At 68.6% G+C, this 19,131-nt stretch carries 16 protein-coding genes and 1 pseudogene; 9 read left to right on the forward strand and 8 right to left on the reverse strand.

Going from position 1 to position 19,131, the window contains the following annotated elements; genetic code table 11:
* The first annotated feature begins 17 nt into the window (after positions 1–17).
* Both gcvT and A5789_RS09185 read left to right on the forward strand, forming a co-directional pair.
* Positions 18–1,118: a glycine cleavage system aminomethyltransferase GcvT gene (gene gcvT, locus A5789_RS09180; protein WP_064901475.1), complete on the forward strand. Its 1,101-nt coding sequence runs from the start codon at positions 18–20 to the stop codon at positions 1,116–1,118.
* A gap of 255 nt (positions 1,119–1,373) precedes the next feature.
* Positions 1,374–2,474, forward strand: a complete 1,101-nt coding sequence (locus A5789_RS09185; RefSeq protein ID WP_063015981.1) for a branched-chain amino acid aminotransferase — start codon at positions 1,374–1,376, stop codon at positions 2,472–2,474.
* 49 nt (positions 2,475–2,523) lie between these two features.
* Here the strand turns inward: A5789_RS09185 and A5789_RS35405 are convergent.
* Positions 2,524–3,186: pseudogene (locus A5789_RS35405) on the reverse strand (sulfatase-like hydrolase/transferase); the annotation flags it as partial.
* A 239-nt stretch (positions 3,187–3,425) separates the two neighbouring features.
* Here A5789_RS35405 and A5789_RS09195 point away from each other — a divergent pair.
* Together A5789_RS09195 and A5789_RS09200 are read left to right on the forward strand one after the other, a co-directional pair.
* Positions 3,426–4,403 carry a formylglycine-generating enzyme family protein gene (locus A5789_RS09195; RefSeq protein ID WP_082940573.1) on the forward strand — a complete coding sequence of 326 codons (978 nt, stop codon included), beginning with the start codon at positions 3,426–3,428 and terminating at the stop codon, positions 4,401–4,403.
* A 41-nt stretch (positions 4,404–4,444) separates the two neighbouring features.
* On the forward strand, positions 4,445–4,717 hold the full coding sequence (locus A5789_RS09200) for a SulP family inorganic anion transporter (protein ID WP_064901479.1): 273 nt from the start codon (positions 4,445–4,447) through the stop codon (positions 4,715–4,717).
* Here A5789_RS09200 and A5789_RS09205 read toward each other — a convergent pair.
* The 6 genes from A5789_RS09205 to A5789_RS09230 all read right to left on the reverse strand — a co-directional run bounded on the left by A5789_RS09205 (position 4,678) and on the right by A5789_RS09230 (position 9,689).
* A complete protein-coding gene (locus A5789_RS09205; RefSeq protein WP_064901481.1) occupies positions 4,678–5,286 on the reverse strand; it encodes a TetR/AcrR family transcriptional regulator in 609 nt (202 codons plus the stop codon). The two genes, A5789_RS09200 and A5789_RS09205, sit on opposite strands and share 40 nt — an antisense overlap.
* Positions 5,287–5,406: 120 nt before the next feature.
* A complete protein-coding gene (locus tag A5789_RS09210) occupies positions 5,407–6,141 on the reverse strand; it encodes an ABC transporter ATP-binding protein (RefSeq protein WP_082940574.1) in 735 nt (244 codons plus the stop codon).
* The gene (locus tag A5789_RS09215) at positions 6,138–7,262 is read right to left on the reverse strand and encodes an FtsX-like permease family protein (RefSeq protein WP_064901483.1); all 1,125 of its coding nucleotides are present in this window, start codon (positions 7,260–7,262) and stop codon (positions 6,138–6,140) included. The genes A5789_RS09210 and A5789_RS09215 overlap by 4 nt, the downstream gene beginning before the upstream one ends.
* A gap of 184 nt (positions 7,263–7,446) precedes the next feature.
* The gene (locus A5789_RS09220; RefSeq protein WP_030514790.1) at positions 7,447–8,160 is read right to left on the reverse strand and encodes an MBL fold metallo-hydrolase; all 714 of its coding nucleotides are present in this window, start codon (positions 8,158–8,160) and stop codon (positions 7,447–7,449) included.
* 104 nt (positions 8,161–8,264) lie between these two features.
* Positions 8,265–9,236 carry a carbohydrate kinase family protein gene (locus A5789_RS09225; RefSeq protein WP_064901486.1) on the reverse strand — a complete coding sequence of 324 codons (972 nt, stop codon included), beginning with the start codon at positions 9,234–9,236 and terminating at the stop codon, positions 8,265–8,267.
* A gap of 102 nt (positions 9,237–9,338) precedes the next feature.
* Positions 9,339–9,689 carry an iron-sulfur cluster assembly accessory protein gene (locus A5789_RS09230; RefSeq protein ID WP_036500157.1) on the reverse strand — a complete coding sequence of 117 codons (351 nt, stop codon included), beginning with the start codon at positions 9,687–9,689 and terminating at the stop codon, positions 9,339–9,341.
* A gap of 291 nt (positions 9,690–9,980) precedes the next feature.
* Here A5789_RS09230 and A5789_RS09235 point away from each other — a divergent pair, with 291 nt between their 5' ends.
* The 5 genes from A5789_RS09235 to A5789_RS09255 all read left to right on the forward strand — a co-directional run bounded on the left by A5789_RS09235 (position 9,981) and on the right by A5789_RS09255 (position 17,327).
* Entirely contained in the window at positions 9,981–10,673 is a 693-nt protein-coding gene (locus tag A5789_RS09235) for a DUF3043 domain-containing protein (protein ID WP_228794333.1), read from the forward strand.
* A gap of 226 nt (positions 10,674–10,899) precedes the next feature.
* The gene (gene cobT, locus A5789_RS09240) at positions 10,900–12,804 is read left to right on the forward strand and encodes a nicotinate-nucleotide--dimethylbenzimidazole phosphoribosyltransferase (protein WP_082940575.1); all 1,905 of its coding nucleotides are present in this window, start codon (positions 10,900–10,902) and stop codon (positions 12,802–12,804) included.
* Positions 12,805–12,985: 181 nt separating this feature from the next.
* Complete coding sequence (locus A5789_RS09245; protein ID WP_369817450.1) at positions 12,986–13,726, forward strand: adenosylcobinamide-GDP ribazoletransferase; 741 nt, start codon at positions 12,986–12,988, stop codon at positions 13,724–13,726.
* Positions 13,727–14,244: 518 nt separating this feature from the next.
* Positions 14,245–15,285 carry an acetyl-CoA carboxylase biotin carboxylase subunit family protein gene (locus A5789_RS09250; RefSeq protein WP_369817451.1) on the forward strand — a complete coding sequence of 347 codons (1,041 nt, stop codon included), beginning with the start codon at positions 14,245–14,247 and terminating at the stop codon, positions 15,283–15,285.
* A 38-nt stretch (positions 15,286–15,323) separates the two neighbouring features.
* Positions 15,324–17,327, forward strand: coding sequence for a hypothetical protein (locus A5789_RS09255; RefSeq protein ID WP_063018280.1), 2,004 nt, complete (start codon positions 15,324–15,326; stop codon positions 17,325–17,327).
* A 96-nt stretch (positions 17,328–17,423) separates the two neighbouring features.
* Here the strand turns inward: A5789_RS09255 and A5789_RS09260 are convergent, their stop codons facing one another.
* The gene (locus A5789_RS09260) at positions 17,424–19,016 is read right to left on the reverse strand and encodes a metallophosphoesterase family protein (RefSeq protein ID WP_064901490.1); all 1,593 of its coding nucleotides are present in this window, start codon (positions 19,014–19,016) and stop codon (positions 17,424–17,426) included.
* Positions 19,017–19,131: the final 115 nt, after the last annotated feature.

Below are 19,131 nucleotides of genomic sequence, written 5' to 3' on the forward strand. Positions count from 1 at the left end.
CTCGATAAGCTCGCCGGGTGACCGACGAGACGCTGCAGCAGGGCCCCATCCACGCCGTCCACACGGAGCTGGGCGCGACCTTCGCCCCGTTCGGGGGGTGGGAGATGCCGGTGCAGTACGCGGGCACCGTCGCCGAGCACACCTCCGTGCGGACCACCGTCGGGGTTTTCGATGTCAGCCACCTCGGCAAGGCGACTGTGCGCGGCGCGGGCGCGGCGGCGTTCGTGAACGCGGCGCTGACCAACGATCTCGGCCGCGTCGGGCCCGGGAAGGCGCAGTACACGCTGTGCTGCACCGAGCAGGGCGGGGTGATCGACGATCTGATCGCCTACTACGTCTCCGACGACGAGATCTTCCTGGTGCCGAATGCGGCCAATACCGCCGCGGTGGTGGCGGAGTTGCGTAAGGCCGCGCCGGAGGGCATCACGATCACCGACGAGCACCGCGAGTACGCGGTCTTCGCGGTGCAGGGCCCGAAATCGGCGGAAGTGCTTGCCGCGCTGGGACTTCCGACCGATATGGAGTACATGGCATTCGCCGATGCCGAGTGGGACGGCCGTCCGCTACGCGTCTGCCGCACCGGATACACCGGTGAACACGGCTATGAACTGCTGCCGCGCTGGGCCGACGCGGAGGCGGTTTTCCGGGCGCTGGTGGCCCGGGTCGACGCGGCGGGCGGGCAGCCGGCCGGCCTGGGTGCGCGCGACACGCTGCGCACCGAGATGGGCTATCCGCTGCACGGCCACGAGCTGTCGCCGGAGATTTCGCCGGTGCAGGCCCGCGCGGGCTGGGCGGTCGGCTGGAAGAAGCCGGAGTTCTGGGGCAAAGCGGCTCTGACACAGGAGAAGTCGGCGGGCCCACGGCGAATCCTGCTGGGGCTCAGGGCGCTCGATCGCGGTGTGCTGCGTCAGGGTCAGACGGTGCTTCGTGGTGAGGAGGCCGTCGGTGAGACCACCTCGGGCACCTTCTCGCCGAGCCTCAAGGTCGGCATCGCCTTGGCACTGTTGGACACCGAGGCCGGACTGGAGCCGGGCGACGAGGTCGAGGTCGATGTGCGCGGCCGCCGGTTGCGCGCCGAGGTGGTGCGCCCGCCGTTCGTGACGCCGCATACTTCCTGAACGGCGGTCGCGGACCCTCTGCGTGTGGCGTAAATCATGACAGTTTCGGAGTGGAGGGTCCGGTGGCCGTGAGTGTGCTGCGCGAAGGGGGTACGCCGCTCGCTCCGGAGGGGCCGTTGCGGGACGAATACCTCGCATCGGACGCCGTCGACGGGGAATTATGACCCGATTGTCGCGATTCTCGATCGCTGCTCGGCCCGTCTCCACGCAGGTCCGAGCATCGGCGTCGACGACCGCAGTTCTAGTATCGAGGTCATGACAGTCGCTGCACAGTTCACTCGTACCCCGCATCCCGCCCCGGTTCCGGCGGATCGGCGCACGGAGATTCTGGCGGCGCCCGGGTTCGGTCGCTACTTCACCGACCACATGGTGTCGATCGACTATCTCGACGGGCAGTGGACCAACGCGCGGGTCGAACCGTACGGGCCGCTGTCGATGGATCCGGCGACGATGGTGTTCCACTACGGTCAGGCCATCTTCGAAGGTCTCAAGGCGTATCGGCAGGCCGACGGCAGTATCGCCACCTTCCGCATCGATGCCAACGCGGCGCGGTTCCAGCGGTCGGCGCGACGACTGGCGATGGCGGAGCTGCCGGAGGAGTTGTTCATCGAATCGGTGCGTCAGCTGCTCGAGGTCGACGCGGACTGGGTGCCCGCGGCCGGCGGTGAGGAGTCGCTGTATCTGCGGCCGTTCATGTTCGCCACCGAGGCGGGACTCGGCGTGAAGCCCGCGGCCGGGTACAAGTACCTGCTGCTGGGTTCGCCTGCGGGAGCGTATTTTCCGCGTGGCGTGAAGCCGGTGCGGGTGTGGCTGTCCACCGAATACGTGCGCGCCGCTCCGGGCGGCACCGGTGAGGCCAAGGTCGCCGGCAACTACGCGTCCTCGCTGCTGGCGCAGCAGCAGGCCACCGACAAAGGCTGCGACCAGGTCGTGTGGCTCGACGCCTGCGAGCGCAAGTACGTCGAGGAGATGGGCACCAACAACCTGTTCTTCGTCTACGGTTCCGGTTCCGAGGCCCGGTTGGTCACCCCGGAGCTGTCGGGGTCGCTGCTGCCGGGCATCACCCGCGACAGTCTGCTGACCCTCGCCGCGGACTCCGGTTATCCGGTCGAGGAACGCAAAGTGTCGGTCGAGGAATGGCGCAACGGCGCCGAATCCGGCGAGATCACCGAGGTTTTCGCGTGCGGAACCGCCGCGGTCATCACCCCGGTCGGCTGGGTGCAGTCCGCCGAGGGCGAATTCGAGATCGGCGGCGGTGAGCCCGGCGAGGTCACGATGGCGCTGCGCGACACGCTGACCGGAATTCAGCGCGGCACGTTCGCCGACAATCACGGCTGGTTGCGCACCCTGGCGTGAAAGCCGGTGCCCCGGGGGGGTCGGCCCGGGGCACCGCGGCAGGAATCGTCAGGTAGAACGGTTTGCCGGGGTGGGTCTGGCGCTGATCCTGCAGGAACGAGATGGCCTTGTCCGCAAGGTCTTTCGACAGGTGGTAGCCCTCTTCGGGCTGATACGGCTGGTCGATGAAGTGGTTGTCCTCGGCCAGATCCGGATACCACTGGTTGGTCTCACCGCCGACGAATCCGTAGAAGCGGTCGAAGCCCTGTCCCAGCGGCCACCGCTCCCGCGACGAGCCGGCGGTTCACTCGTCGACGGGGATGTTGTGGTTCTTGCCGACCCAGTAGGTGCCCCAGCCGGCCTTCCGCAATACGGTGGCAATCGAGGCGTTCTCCGGCGGGATGTGAGAGCTGTAGCCGGGAAATCCCGACGAGGTCTCCGAGATCGAGGCGAATCCGTTGAGGTGATGGTTGCGGCCGGTGAGGGTCGGCGAGCACAGCGCCGTGGTGTGCCATTGGCTGTAGGTCAGTCCCTCGCGCGCCAGCCGGTCCATGGTCGGCATCTCGATCCGCCCGCCATAGGGCGACCAGGCCGCGCATCCGGTGTCGTCGTACAGCACGACCAGCACATTCGGTGCGCCCTCCGGTGCCTTCTTCGCCAGGAAGGCGTCCCAATCGGGAACCGAGTCCCGGGTGTCGAGATTGACGACGCCCTTGAACTGCCTATCGCTCATCACTGGAACCCCTGTCGGAGGCTGGTCTGCGCCACGGAGTAGGTGCCGCCTGCGAGTGCGCCACCGGCCGCGGCGGCAAGCCTCATCCGCCCGGGTGAATCCGGGTTTCGCCGACGTGGCCGCGCACGCAGTTGCCGATACCGCCCACGACCGGGCGAATCGGGCGGTACGGTCGGGTCAGCGTACGGTCGGCTACCGCTGCCGGCGTTGACGTTTCGGACAGTGAGGGAGAGGAAGTCATGCCACACCGCACCGACTCCGGCACCCACCACGCCTGCTGCGCACCGGCAGCGGGAAAGAGCGCCGATTCGACCGGTCACGATGCCGATGCCGGTCGGCCGGGCGAGGCGGATCGCCGCGCGGAGTTCGATGCCGCGCTGGTCGCCCTTCCCGGCGGCACCTTCACCATGGGAGACGAGAGCCGCTGGGCCTATCCCGGCGACGGCGAGGGGCCGTGTCACCGGGTCACCGTCGACGCCTTCGCCATCGGCCGGTACGCGGTGACCAATGCCGACTTCGCCGCATTCGTCGCCGACACCGGCTACCGCACCGATGCCGAGAAATACGGCTGGTCGTTCGTCTTCGCCGGCTTGCTGCCGCCGGATATGCCGCCCACCCGCGCGGTGGTCAACGCTCCGTGGTGGCGGCAGGTGGAGGGCGCGGACTGGGCTCATCCGTTCGGGCCCGACTCGGATGTCGGCACCTTGGCCGACCATCCTGTCGTCCACGTCTCCTGGGAGGACGCCCGGGCCTTCTGCACGTGGTCGGGCACGCGGCTGCCCACCGAGGCCGAATGGGAGTACGCCGCCCGCGCCGGATCCACCGGCCCGTTTCCCTGGGGCGAGGATTTCGAGCCGGACGGGCAGCGGCACATGAATGTCTTCACCGGCGAATTCCCCCGTACGGCCCCCGGCGCGCATCTCGGCACGATGCCCGTGAATGCTTACGCGCCCAACGGGTTCGGGCTCTACAACACCACCGGGAATGTGTGGGAGTGGTGTTCGGACTACTTCTCGCCGGAGTACTACCGGCACAGTCCCGAAGCGAATCCCACCGGACCCGATCTCGGCCGCGACCGGGTGATGCGGGGTGGATCGTATCTGTGCCACCTGTCCTATTGCCGTCGCTACCGGGTCTCGGCGCGGCAGGGCAGCGAGCCGGTCTCCTCGACGGGGAACCTGGGCTTCCGAGTGGTCGCTGACAGACCGGTGCAGTGAGGTCCCGCCCGGCCGAACCGACCGGGGGGAGTGGAGGGCAGATGAGCAGCGCGGTGGCGCCGACGCTCACCGGTTACCGCCGCACCTGGTTGCGGCCCGATATCCTGGCCGGGCTCAGTGCGGGTGCGGTCGTGATTCCGCAGGCCATGGCCTACGCGACCATCGCGGATCCGCCGGTGCAGATCGGCCTCTACACCTGCATGGTGCCGATGGTCGTCTACGCGATGCTGGGCGGGTCGCGTACCGCGAGCGTGAGTACTGGAGCGCGACCGACCTACGTGCCGTCGGGTGTGTGCGGGCCGGTCGCCGCGTGACGGAGATACGGAGTCAGTAGCTCTCGGACGCGTGTCGCCACAGTGTCGACGGGGGCGTGGTTTTCGACCATGCGCGAGGCGGTGAGAACGACGGCGTTGATCAGTTCGGCGGTCGTCACCGGATCGGGTGCGCCGAGTTCGGTCAGCGCGGCGATCAGCGGCGTGCGGAGTTCGTCGTGAATGGCGCGGCCCTGGGCGGCGAGGGCGTCGGGCGCGATATGGGTCGAAAGCCCTTGTACCACCGCGTGTTCGCCCTCGTCGACCAGTTCGAGATTGACCAGCGCATAGGTCAGGACCTTGGCGCCGGGGTCGTCGGCCGCGGCCATGCGCTCGGTGATCCGTGCGCTCCAGCGGGGTAGCGCATCGGCCAGTACCGCCTCGAACAGCTCGTCTCGTGAGCCGAAATACTGATAGACGCTGGGCCGGGCCAGACCGGCGCGGGCGGCCACCTCGGCGAGGGTGGGCGCCGCACCGGTCTGTTCGGAGAGGATCGCGCGCGCGGCGTCGAGGAGGGCACGCCGCTGCGCCTGCCGGTGTTCCGCGACAGTCGCCGCCTGAATCCTCGGCACGAAACCTCCTTCTCGCCGCGGCCGGGACGGTGTTTCACCCGGCCGGGCCGCATCCGACCCTATGCGACAGTGCTATCACATCCTGTCGCGGTCACACTCGGTCGCGGTGTGCCCCGACCCTCAGCGCTCGGGGGTGAGGCGGCCGTCGACCATGGTCAACACGCGGTCACAGCGGTCGAGGATGTCGTGGTCGTGGGTGACCATGACGGTGGCGACCGCCGCCGCGCGGGTTTCGCGAGCCAGCAGTTCCACCACCTCCGCGCTGCGGGCGCGATCCAGGGCGGCGGTCGGCTCGTCGACCAGCAGGACTCGCGGCGAGCCGATCAGCGCCCGGGCGATGCCGACGCGCTGGCGTTCACCGCCGGACAGCTGCTCCGGTCGCCGATTCGCCTTCTCGCCCATGCCGACCGCGCCGAGCAACTCTCGCGGATCGCGGCGGGTGCCGGTGAGGCGGGCGACCAGCCGCAGTTGATCGGCGGCCGTGAGCGCGGGCAGCAGGTTGCCCGATTGGAAGACGAAACCGATGTGGTGCAGCCGGAATCGGGTGCGCTCGCGCGGGCCCAGGGCGGTGAGATCGGTGCCGCCGATGCGAACCCGTCCGGTATCCGGAGTGGTGAGACCGCCCGCCACGGCGAGCAGACTCGATTTACCGGAGCCGGAGGGTCCCATGATCGCGACGAATTCCCCGGGGTTGACCGACAGATGCACGTCGTCCAGCGCGGTCACCGTATCAGCGCCGTCGCCGAGGGTGAGGGTTACGCCGTCGAGTTCGAGTCCCGTCTTCGAGTCGGAAAGGTCGCTCGCGCGCACATCCTCTTGTGTCGCAGCGCCTTTGCGTGTGGTGAAGATGCTCATCGGTTGGCTCCCAAGGCCGTGAGGGGATCGATTCTGGTGACGCGCACGATGGCGGCGGCCGCGCCCAGCACGCCGAGCAACACCAGCAGGCCGGCTCCGGTGGCGACGGCTGCGGGTTCGAGCGTGAACGGCATGCCGTGGATGAAACTGCTGCCGCCGACGGCGATCAGCACTCCGATGGCGGTCGCGCCGACCAGCACCACCACGGCCTGGGTGAGTCCGTCGACGAGCAGGAACCGCGTCGGCGCGCCGATCGCCCGCAACACCGCCAGTTCGCCCGTGCGCTGGATGGTCCACACCAGGAAGAACGCGCCGACCACCAGTGCCGAGATCGCGTAGAGGAACGCCTTGATCATCGTCATGGTCGCCATCTCCGCCGTATATCCGGGGGAAGCGTCGTAGGAGGCGGTGCGGGTCATGGCGGTCGTGTCCGCGGCCGCGTCGCCGGCGGTCAGGTCGAGTTTCGCACCCGGCTGCGCGCGCAGCGCCACGGCACTGGCCTCCCGGTAGGACTGCTCCCGTACCTGCTCACCCGGTTTTGCCCCGGCATGGATCTGCTGCCAGGTGTGCAGCGGCACGTAGGCGACATCCACGTGGCCGAAGGTCTGTTTGCCCGCGGTGACACCGACGATCGTCAGCGTCGTGCCGAGCCGATCGATGACGACGGTGTCGCCGAGTCGCGCACCCTTGTCGAGGGCGGTCGCGCTCACGACGATGCCGTCCGGCCGATCCAGTCCTGTGCCCTGCGCCGCCGCCGGTGCCAGGAACGACTGCGGTTCGACGCCGAACAGCGCGAAGTCGACCGCGACGCCACCGCCGGTCTTGGCGTTGACCAGCGTATTGCCGAAGGGGGCCGCGTCGGCCACGCCCGGCTGGGATCGCCACGCCGCTACCTGTGCGGTGTCGATCGTGCTGCGGGTGAATGCCGAATCGGTCTTCGTGCCGTGCGCGAAGGCGAAGGCGTCGAACGGCAGGGAGCGCAGGCCGGAGACACCGTCGTCGACGAGTCCGGACGACAGCCCGGACAGCATCACGGTCAGGATCGAGATGAGCGCGACCACGCCGCCCATCAGGCCGAATCTCACTCGCGCGTACCACAGTTCGCGCAGTGCCAGGAACATGACAACACTCCTCACGGCTGCCGCCGGTCGGACCGGCGGCGCGACAGCACCATCTTCCTGACGGTGCGTCGGTAAGATATCAACGCCGCGTCGGCAAAAGTTCGCCGGGGTGGTGAATCCGCCCAGAAAGTACGAAAAGCCCTCTCGCACAAGGCGAAAGGGCTCGGAGGGTGGAGGTGGTCGCTCAGCCGGGCATCAGCATATGCCACTGTTCGAGAGTGGTCGGGCGCATGACGTAATTGTTCTCGCGTACCGACGACAGGGCCGCGCTGGGTTCTTCCGAGTACCAGTGGCCGGGGTAGACGACCGGGTCGCCGGACAGCTCGGCCAGGTGGCGCAGGCTGCGGAACATGGCGTCGGAATCGCCGCCGGGGAAGTCGGTGCGGCCGCAGCCGTCCACGAACAGGGTGTCACCGGCGACGAGCCGGTCCTCGAACAGGAAGCACTGGCTGCCCGGCGTGTGGCCCGGGGTGTGCAGGAATTCGATCTCGACGCCACCGACGGCGAGGGTGTCGCCGTGGTCGTGTCCGGTCAGCTCGCTCGGCGCGATACCGGTGACATTGGCGACCCAGGACAGTTCCTCGTGGTTCACGTGCACCGGAACCTGCACCCGCTCGAGCAGTTCCTTCACCCCGCGCAGGGTGAAACCCATCATCGTGCCGCCCACGTGGTCGGGATGATGATGGGTTGCCAGCACACCGGTCAGCCGCAGGCCGTCGGCCTCGGCGATATCGACCAGATCACCCGCCGCGTACGCGGGATCCACCACCACACATTCGCCGGACTCGCGATCACCGATCAAATACGAGAAATTCCGCATCTGCGTGGCAATCGGATCGCCGACGGCCCAGTCCCGGCCCGCCAGCAGTTGACGAAAATATAAACGATCGGATCCCATACGCACACCCTATTGTTCGCCGGCGAACTCCGCGCATCCGGACGCAATGTTGTGAATCGTCACGGCCGCGGGCCGCCGGATGGCTCGGATTCTCGGGCCGGCGCTCAGCTCAGCAGCGCGCCGAGTTCGTCCGCGGCCGCCGGGCCGTACGCGCCGCGCAACCGTCGCAGCGCGTCGTCGCGGTCGAGCGACCACTCCTGGGTGCCCACGGTTTCCAGCACCAGCACCGCGGTCAGCGAACCCAGCTGCGCTGAGCGCTGCAGGCTGAGTCCGGCGGTGTGCCCGGTGAGGAAGCCGGCCCGGAACGCGTCGCCGACGCCGGTCGGGTCGACCTGCGAAAGTTCCGGCACCACTTCGACATTCACCTCGACACCATCACCGTCGACGATCAGCGCGCCCTTGGCGCCGAGGGTGGTGACACGAATGCCGACCCGGCGGCCGATCTCCTCGGGGGACAGGCCGGTCTTCTGCAGCAGCAGGCCCCACTCGTACTCGTTGGTGAAAAGGTATGTGGCGCCGTCGATCAGGGCGAGCGCCTGGTCGCCGTCGAGGCGGGCCAGCTGCTGTGAGGGGTCGGCGGCGAACGGGATACCGAGCTTGCGGCACTCCTCGGTGTGGCGCAGCATCGCGTCGGGATCGTTGGCGCCCACCAAAACCAGGTCCAGCGAACGGTTTTCGGCCACCTCGGCGATCGAGATGTCGCGGGCCTCGCTCATCGCGCCGGGATAGAACGACGCGATCTGGGCCATGCTCTCGTCGGTCGTGCAGACGAAGCGCGCGGTGTGCGCGGTGTCGGAGATCCGCACCGCCGAGCAGTCCACGCCGTGGCGCTCGAGCCAGTCGCGGTACTCACCGAAGTCGGGGCCGACCGCGCCGACCAGCAGCGGGTTCCCGTTCAGCAGACCCATCGCGTACGCGATGTTGCCGCCGACACCGCCTCGGCGAATCACCAGATCGTCGACCAGAAAACTCAACGACACGTGCTGCAACTGATCGGCAAGCAGGACGTCGGAGAATTTCCCCGGAAAACGCATCAAATGGTCGGTCGCGATGGAAGCGGACACAGCGATGGTCACGAAGCCCGGTCCTTGTCTGTCGAGGGCGGAATCAGCCTTACCGTACCGTGTGCACGACACGGCGCGGAACCTCCGCAGAGATTCCGCGCCGGGAGCAGATCGTCAGTTGAAGCTGTCGCCGCAGGCGCAGGAGCCGGTGGCGTTCGGGTTGTCGATCGTGAAGCCCTGCTTCTCGATCGTGTCGACGAAGTCGATGGACGCACCCTGAACATAGGGGGCGCTCATCCGGTCGACGGCCAGCTTGACCCCGCCGAACTCGGCGGTCAGGTCGCCGTCGAGGGTGCGATCGTCGAAGAACAGCTGGTACCGCAGACCCGCGCAACCGCCCGGCTGCACCGCGATGCGCAGCGCCAGATCGTCGCGGCCCTCCTGGTCCAGCAGCGCCTTCGCCTTGGACGCGGCGGCGTCGGTCAGGATCACACCGTGGGTGGTGGTCTCGTTCTGCACAGTCATGAAGTCTCCTCGCAGACCCTCGTTACCCGTGAACGTTGTTTCCGTGAACAGCGCACGGCTCGGTAGCTGTCAACGCCACGTCGCGGGTGGCTATTCCAATCTTGCCACTGCGCGCGCCGGCGTGGGCCCGTCGGCCCCGGAATTGCCGGGTGGAAGGCGCTCGGACGTGCGAATCACCACACTTGTGGGGCGTGTCGCGGGGGTACAGACCGGCCGGTCGGAGCCGGTTTGCCGGTATGGGCGGTATGACCGATCACACAGGCTCAGCGGAGACCGTATTTCCAGGCCGGTATGCCATCCAATAGCCTGGTCGGCGTGAAGTTCCTGCGCCGTGGCGATGCCAGCACCACCGACGACCACGTCGACGACACGTCGGCCGCGACCGACGACGACACGGCCACGGCAGCGCAGCGGCCCACACCGACCGCCGGCAAGGGGCGCCCGACGCCCAGGCGCCGCGACGTCGAGGGCAGGCGCCGCGGGCCGATCGCGCCCGCGCCGCTGACCGCCAAGGAGGCCCGGGCCAGGCGCAAGGCCACCCGCGGCAACCGCGAGGAACGCAAGGTCGCCTCGGCCGAACGCCGGGCCGCCGCCGCCGATCGCCGCGCCCGGATGCTCGCCGGTGAGGACAAATATCTGCTGCCGCGCGACCGCGGCCCGGTTCGTGCCTACGTCCGGGACCTGGTCGACGCCCGCCGCAATCTGGTCGGATTGTTCATGCCGCTGGCGCTGGTGCTGATCCTGACCATGTTCCTCACCCCGCAGGTGCAGGCCTACGTCACCCTCGCGATGATCGTGATGATGCTGTTCATGGTCGCCGAGGGCTTCGTGATCGGCCGCCTGATCAACAAGCGGGTGCAGGAGCGCTATCCCGACGACACCACCTCGAGTTGGTCGCTGGGCTGGTACGCCTTCGTGCGCGCCTCCCAGATCCGCCGCATGCGCGCCCCGAAGCCGCGGGTGTCGCCCGGCGACGCGGTCTGAGTTTCGGGGATCCGGCGCCGGACCGCACGATCGTTCTCCGCGCGGGCGGCCGTATGTCCGGTCGGCGGGGCGGTTGCTGTGTACGTCTGGTCGAGGGCCGCCGCGAGTGTGCTGAACCGCGGCGGCGGACGGATCGAACTCGGCCGTTGCGGGGGCCTCGGGCTCGGAGAAGCAGCGCCTCGGGTGTGCGGCGGTCGGGGTACGGGCCGATTGGTACCGTGCTGACGTGGTGAACGATGCTGCGGGCGGCCGAGGGCTGCGGACGCTGGTGCTCGGTGGGGCGCGCTCGGGAAAATCCGCCTATGCCGAGGAGGTGGCCGGCCGCAGCGGACCGGTGCGCTACGTCGCGACCGCGGTTCCCGATCCCGCCGACGCCGACTTCGCCGATCGTATTGCCGCCCATCGCGTTCGGCGCCCCGGCACCTGGCATGTGGTGGAGGGCGATCCGATCACCGTGCTCGGTGACTCGGCGCCGGTGACGTTGATCGACGACCTCGGCACCTGGTTGACCGCCCGCATCGACGCGCGCGCGGCCTGGGAATCGCCGCGCGGAACCGTCGGCCCCGATATCGACGCGCTGGTCGCGGCGGTGACCGGCTATGCGGACCGCCTGCTGATCGTGAGCCCGGAGGTGGGACTGGGTGTGGTTCCGGCGACCGCGTCGGGACGACTGTTCCAGGACGAGATCGGGACGCTGAATCAGCGGCTCGCGGCGGTGTGCGACGAGGTCGTGCTGGTTGTCGCCGGAGTGCCGGTAGTCCTGAAGGGGGCCGGTACTTCGACCGGAAGCGGGATCGCGGCGGCCTCCGCCGCGGTCGCGGCCGCCGGGCTGGGAGATGTTGCGGCGCAGCGAGTCCCGGCTTCCGACAGCGCTGATTCCGCGGGCCGGGAGCGTCCGGTCCACGGGTCCGGTTTCGCAGACTCCGCTGCGGCGGAAAAAGCGTTGTCCTCCGGTCACGATGCGGACGGCGGCGCTACGCCGGCCTCGGACGCCGGAGCTACCGCTGCCGGCTCGATGGTGGGTTCGACCCCGCGTGGCCTCGCCGAATTCGACGGCACCACACCGGCATTCGGTCCGGTCGCCGCGCCCGACGCACGGGTGCGGGCCGAGGCCGAGCAGCGGCAGTTGCAGTTGACCAAACCGGCGGGGGCGCTCGGGCGGTTGGAGACGCTGGGCAACTGGGTGGCGGCGTGCCAGGGGGAGTGCCCGCCGCATCAGTTCCGGCGTGCCCGGGTCGTGGTGTTCGCGGGCGACCACGGTGTGGCGCGACACGGCGTGTCGGCGTATCCGAGCGAGGTGACCGCGCAGATGGTCGCCAACTTCCTGGACGGTGGGGCGGCGGTGAACGCGCTGGCGCGCCTCGCCGACGCGACCGTGCGGGTGGTGGACATCGCGGTGGACGCCGACACCGATCCGTCGGTCTCGGCACACAAGATTCGCCGCTCCAGCGGCGCCATCGACCGTGAGGACGCCCTCACCGAAGCCGAGCTGTACGCCGCGCTGGCGGCGGGCCGCGCGATCGCCGACGAGGAGATCGACAGCGGGGCCGACTTGCTGATCGCCGGCGATATGGGGATCGGAAACACCACGCCGGCAACGGTTCTCATCGCCACGCTCACCGACACCGAGCCGGTGGTGGCGATCGGCCGCGGCACCGGCGTCGACGATGCCGGATGGATGCGCAAGGCCTCCGCGATCCGCGACGCCATGTGGCGTGCGCGCCCGCACCGCCACGACCCGTTCGCGCTGCTGCGGATCGCCGGCGGCGCCGATTTCGCCGCCACCGCCGGCTATCTCGCTCAGGCCGCCGCACGGCGCACGCCGGTGATTCTCGACGGTGTGGTGGTCACCGCAGCCGCGCTCATCGCCGAAATGCTCGCTCCCGGCGCGAAGCGCTGGTGGGTGGCGGGGCATCGGTCCACCGAGCCGGCGCACCCGCTGGCCCTCGCCAAGCTCGATCTGGAGCCGCTGGTCGAGCTGAACATGCGGCTCGGTGAAGGCTCCGGTGCGGTGAGCGCGCTGCCGCTGCTGCGTGCGGCCGTCGCCGCGCTCTCGGAGATGTCGACCTTCGGTGAGGCGGGGGTGAGCACCGCCGAATCCGATTCGGCCGCACCGGAAGTCGTGTCCTGAACGAGGGGCAAGGACCGGATCGCCCGGCCCGCACGGCCGGCCCCCCGAGCACGCGGCGGAAGGCCGGCCGGATCGGGTATCTCGTCGATCACCCGTGCGCCGGGTGTCGTCGGTCGGCGGCGCCGCACACAGCATCGAGATGTGCGTGCTGTGGCATCGCCGGATCGGGGTTCCGGCCGTGATCGCGGCGGCTCGTCTCGCGCTCTCGTGGTTGACGGTGCTGCCGGTGCGCGGACCCGAGACGGTCGACCGCAGGGCGGCGGCGGGAGCGATCGCGGCCGCACCGGTGGTCGGGGCGGTGCTGGGGGCCGGTGCCGCCGGGTTGCTGTGGGTGCTGATCCGGGCCGGATCGGGTTTCGCGCTGGCCGGGCTGATCACCGTCGGTGCGCTGGGACTGGCGACCCGCGGAATGCATCTGGACGGGCTGGCCGATACCGCGGACGGGCTGGGCAGTTACGGCCCGCCGGAGCGTGCCCGGGAAATCATGAAGAGCGGCGGTGCGGGGCCCTTCGGGGTGGCCGCGTTGATCTTCGCCATCGGGATTCAGGCGCTGTCGTTCGCCGCCCTCGCCGAGCACGGCCGCTGGTTCGCGGTCGGGCTCGCGGTAGCCGTCGGACGGGTTGCGGTCGTCCTCGCCTGCCGCGGGTACGCTTCCGCTCCCGGCGCCGGATTCGGTGCGCTGGTGGCGCGCACGCAGTCGGCGGTGACACCGGCGGTCTGGACTCTCGCCGCGCTCGTCGCCGGCGTCTTCGCCGCGCCCGCGTCCTGGCTCGGGCCGGTCGCGGTCGCCGTGGCTCTGGCGGGTGCGGCTGTGCTGGTGTGGCATTGTGTGCGGCGTTTCGGCGGGCTCAACGGTGATGTGCTCGGCGCCGCCGTCGAGGTGACCGTCGCGGTCACCGCCGCGGTGCTGTCACTGTCCTGAGTTCGTCGCACCGCCCGATCGGCCGTACCGTTTCATCCACCCTGAAGGACTCCGACCAGCGAAAATGATTGTGCGTCAATAACGCAACGGCGTTGCCCCTGTTTGGGAATGAAACATCGGGGTATCCGTGAGCAATGACGGTGATAGAGCGGATCGCCGTTGTTGCCGCCCGTCGACGATGCCGAGCGCACGCGCGGCGATACCGGAGCCCGCCGAATTCGCAGCCCCCGGTATCGAGCGCAGGACCACCGCGCGACAGGACGACCTCGCGATCGACGAACGGTGCACCGAGGTCGAAGAGGGGAGCAGGTTTGTCGATTTCATCCCGTGAATCGAAGCGCAGGAACCCGGACAAAGGCTATGTCGCCCTGCTGGGTTGGAGTCTGAACGCGGTCGAAGCGGTGGACCGATTCGATCGGCGTTATGTGGTCGTAGCCCCGGAGTGGGCAGAGGAATATTGCACCGAGAACGAAATACCCTACCTCCGCTGGAATTTCGAGCGACTCAACGACCGGTCGATGGAAATCGCGGAGACCCTGAAGGAGATGGGCGTCGACGTCGCCATCCCGATCTTCGAGGAGACCGTGGAATGGGCGGGTGCGATCAACTCGGTGCTGCTGGACAATCCGCGGCTGCTCGGCCAGGCCATGCTGCTGCGCGACAAATCGCTGATGAAGCGGCGCGCGCAACTGGGCGGTATCCGGGTGGGCATCTTCGAGGAGGCACACGAGCGTGACGACGTCATCCGGTTCCTCAAACGCGTCAACCAGACCCTGCTCAAACTCGACGGCGACCCGAACGATCCGATCCATGTCAAGGCCTTCGACAAGGCCGGCTGCCTCGGTCACCGGGTGATCCGCACCCCCGACGAGATCGACGCCATCCCCGACGACGAGTTCCCGGTCCTGATGGAATCCCATTTGGACGGTTGGGAATTCGCGGTCGAGGCGTGGATCCATGACGGCAAGATCCGATTCCTCAACATCTCCGAATACGTGCGGCTCGGCTACTCCGTCTTCGTCCCCGCGACCCCGGAACTGGAAAAGTACCGGCCGGAGATCACCCGGCAGGTCGAAAAACTGATCAAGACCTTCGATATCGAATTCGGGTTCGTCCATCCGGAGTATTTCGTCACCAGCGACGGTGAGATGTACTTCGGCGAGGTCGCCTATCGCCCGCCCGGGTTCAAGGTGTTCGAATTGCTCGAGCGCGCATACGGATTCAACGCCTATCACGCGCTGGTACTCGCATTCGATCCGAAGACCACCGAGGAGGAGATCGTGGAGTTCTTCCCTCGCGAAGTGGTGGATGCGAAAGGACATGCCGGCTCGTTCGGCGTCTACCCGCGGCGGCGGGTGGTCAGCCGGTTGTCGATCCCGGAGGAGACGGAGGATCACGAGTATTTCGAAACCCACGAACTCACCGCCCCGCTGTCGGAAAAGGTCACCAAGCGAACCGCATTCGGCAATCACTGGGGTCTGCTGTACTTCTTCGGCGAAGACCCGTACGCTCTGCGGGACCTGCTGAAGCGACAGGAAGAACTCGACTTCTACGTATGAATCCTTCTCGGCAGGAATGGATCACGGGAGGATCCTGATTGACTCCACTCGGCAGCGACGACGACACTCTGGACAGACGTCTCGCCACGCTGGACGAAGCCACGCGAATTCTGGGCGCCACCAGCGATTTCGGTAAGCAGGTGAAGCTGTCCAGGGTGCTGGGTGCGCTGCGGCGGGTGCTGCTGCTGCCCGGCGGCTGCGCGGCGGTGCGGGCGCGGGCGAGCGGTCTCGAGGCGGCCGGGCTGTTCCTGGGCACCGACTGGGCGAAACCGGAGATCCTCATCCCGGCGCTGAGTGTGGGCTCGTTGCGCAGCGCCAACGCCGACACGGTAGTGCTGGAGACGGTGAGCGATCTGCGCCTGTTGGCCGTGGCCAAGGGCGAGTTCACGCATCCGTCGGTGAGCGCGGAGCAGGCGCTGGGGCATCTGTCGCAGGTGCTGGCGGTGAACCTGAGCCTGCTGTTCACCCCGCCCAGCGAGGCCGAACGCGAACAGCAGGGGCGGATGGCACGGGTCTCGCGGGAGCTGCTGCATCACCTGGTGGAGGAGATCGGCTACGAGAAGGTGCTCGAGCATCTCGTCGACGAGATCTGGCGGATTCTGCGCCAGCGACCCATCCAGGTCGAGCAGGTGAAGCGGATGATCACGCAGATCGCCGTCGCCCGCAGCAATCCCGATATCGATCTCGGCGCCACCGGGCTGGGTGCGGACCGGCTGATCAGCAGCCTCTACGGCACCACCGACGCCTGCCGGGAGGATCCGGGTGTCGAGGTCTACCGCACGCGCCTGGACGGTATGGACGACAGCGCATTGCAGTACGAGGCAACGGGTTTCGCGCGCTCGATGCACGACACCGGGCTGGTGTCGCCGTATCACGCGGTCCTGCTGCGGTTCCTGCTGACCAAGGGGGAATATCTGCTCGGTGAGGCGCTGGGCTTGTCCAGCACCGGGCGCGACAGCCTGCTGTGCTACCACGAACTCGTGCGCAACCTGATCGAGGAGGCCGTGCACGTCGAGACCGCGCAGGGCATCTACGGGCTCGCGCTGCTGCTGGAGCGGGGGATTCTGTATCAACCGCCGGTCGCGCCCGCGCTGTGGCGGCAACTCGCGCTGCAGGTATCGCCGCGCTCGCGGGAGCGGCTGCACGAGATCTTCGGGCCGGTGCCGGACGCACGGGCGCGGTTGCTGTCCGGGATGCTGTCGATTCTGGGCCTGCCGCTCGGCGTGGGCCAGGGCGACAACCCGACCTGCCAGTCGGCGCGCGCCCTGTCGATGTGGGCCTACAACGATCCCGACTATCTGTTGCAGACCGTGGCGTGGGCGGCCCGTGACGACGAGATCGTCATGCATTTCGAGGGACAGCCGATCTCCTCGAAAGAGGCCGGTGCCGGGGTCGCGACCTCGCTGCCGATGGACCTGGACCCGGTATCGCTGCTGGTCGTCCCGCATCTCGATCGGATCTACGCCGAAATGGGGCGGCGCTGCGCCGGGCGCGAGGGCGATCCGCATCGGTGGATCAACCCCGAATTCCACGGCTGGTGGTCCGGCCGCGGATTCCGCATCAATGTCGACGTCGAGACCGGGCGGCTGATCGACGTCGACGAATTCCTGCGGCACTTCTACGCCAGCTACCACCCCTTCTACAACGGCAATCAGCCGCTGATCCACCCGCAGCCGGCCGGCATCGCGGTGACCGACAGCGCCGCCCGGTTCGTCGGCTGGCACGCGATCACCATCCTGCGGGTCAGCCTCGATCCGCAGGACACCATGCGGGTCTACTTCTACAACCCGAACAACGACAGCGGCCAGGACTGGGGCGACGGCGTGGTCGTCGGCACGGCCGGGCACGGGGAACGGTTCGGTGAGGGATCGCTGCCGTTCGAGCAATTCGCCTCGCGGCTCTACATCTTCCACTTCGACCCGCTCGAACGCGGCGAACCGGCCGCGGTGGCGCGTCCGGAGCTGGATCGGGTCGTCGGCTACATCCACCGCAGCTGGGGTGCGGACCGGTTGCCGGAGATCGTGAGCGATGCGCCGTCGTGACCCGCGGGATAGGTTGCGTGCATGGACGATTCACGGTGGCGAGCGGCTCTCGTGGCCGAGGGCGACGCGATCGCCGCGCGATCATCGTGCTGTGGGTCAGCTGTCGGAGCGGGGGCGGGTGAGGATGAAGGTGTCCACCGGTTTCAGCGTGTCGGTGACCGCGTAGTAGGTGGCCGTCATGGTGGTGTGGCCGCCGGGGGAGCCGGGGTTCACGTCGAAAGCGCAGAAACCGTAAGGGTGTTCGGGGTCTTTGAAGGCGGACCAGGGTGCTTGCTCCATCACGTAGATCGGCGCCTTCTTACCCGTGCCGGGGTCGACAGCGCCGACACCGGTGATCACCCGGCACTGCTGTCCGGGGAAGAACAGCCCGTTCGAGGGGACGGAGGTGCCACCGCCGCCGATCACGAGATGCACTGTGCCCTTGGAGGTGTCGATGATCTCGGGTGCGGTCGCGGTAGCGGGCGTGACAGCCTCCGGGACCGGTTTCGGGGTGAGGGAGTCGCTGCCGAGGACGCCGCGGACGGGATGTGAACGCTCGTAATGGTGTTCGTGGCCGCACAGCACCAGATCGACCTGGTAGCGGTCGAACAGCGGCAGCCACTCCTGGCGGATCCCCAGATCGGCGCCGTTGGCCTTATCGGCCGAGGAGATCGCGGTCTGGTGCATGAACACGACGATCCAGTCGATGGCGCGGTCGGCTCGAGCGGCGGCCAGTTCCTCGTCGAGCCAGCGCTTCTGGGCGCCGCCCGAGTAGCCGTGCACGTAGGAGTTGCCGCCGTCCTGCAGGCAGATGTCGTCGTTGGCCACCGCGATCACCCGGACCGCGCCGACCGTGAAGGCGTACCAGAGCCCGCGCGCGAGATCCTCGGCCCCGCTGTCGGGCACGGTGAAATACGTTTGGAACGCCTCGTAACCGATCGGGCCGTTGCCGCGTTCGTTCTCGTGATTGCCGGGCGCCGGCATCCACGGTCGGTGGCGAGCGGAGCGAGAATTGTTGGCCCACCAGTCGTTCCAGGTGCGGATCCGGTCGGTGGCGAGATTGGCGTAGCACAGGTCGCCGTTGACGAGATTGAACAGCGGGGCGAGATGTTCGATCCCCGCGGTGACATCTCCGGCGACGGGGGAGCCGAGGTTGTCGTTGACGTAGCGGCCGTTGTCCAGTTTGCCGAGCGTCGGGGTGCCCTGATCGCCGAAACTGGTGAAGCGGAACGCGGCCCGGCCCGCGGGTGCGGTGCGATGAGTGCCCAATTCCGGTGTGGCGCCGTCGTGTCCGGCCGCGTAGATGTAGTCGGTGTCCGGCGTGAGCCCGGTCAGCACCGCGTGATGGGCATACACCTCCGTGCCCGAGGCGGCGTCCCGGTAGACCCGGGTCTGCGCCTGGGCGGTCGCGCCGAAACCCGTTGTCGCCGTGCCGAATCGCACCACCGGATTGCGCACCGAACCCGGACTCTGCCAGCTCACCACGGCCTCGCGCGCGGCGTCGGCGCCGAACTGCAGGTGCAACCCCGTGACCGGTGGTGCCGCCACCCGGGCCGGCCCGATCGCCAGTTCCGGCGACGGCGGCCAGAATCGCCCGCCGCTGCCGGTCGACGATCCGTCGCCGTGCAATGCCGCCGTCGTCCCCGCGCCCACGGCCAGCCCGGCGATCGCCGCCGCCCCCGACGCGCCGAACAGCCACCGCCGGCTCACCCCGCGCGATCGGTCGGGGCGAACGCCGCCATCCTCGGGCCCTCCTACTCGAGCAGCGGCGTCCGGCCCGGCGGTGTCATCTCCGTGCGTACCGCCGCCCGGCGTCGAACCAGGA

The organism is Nocardia sp. 852002-51101_SCH5132738, assembly GCF_001665695.1.
Taxonomy (GTDB): Bacteria; Actinomycetota; Actinomycetes; order Mycobacteriales; family Mycobacteriaceae; genus Nocardia; species Nocardia nova.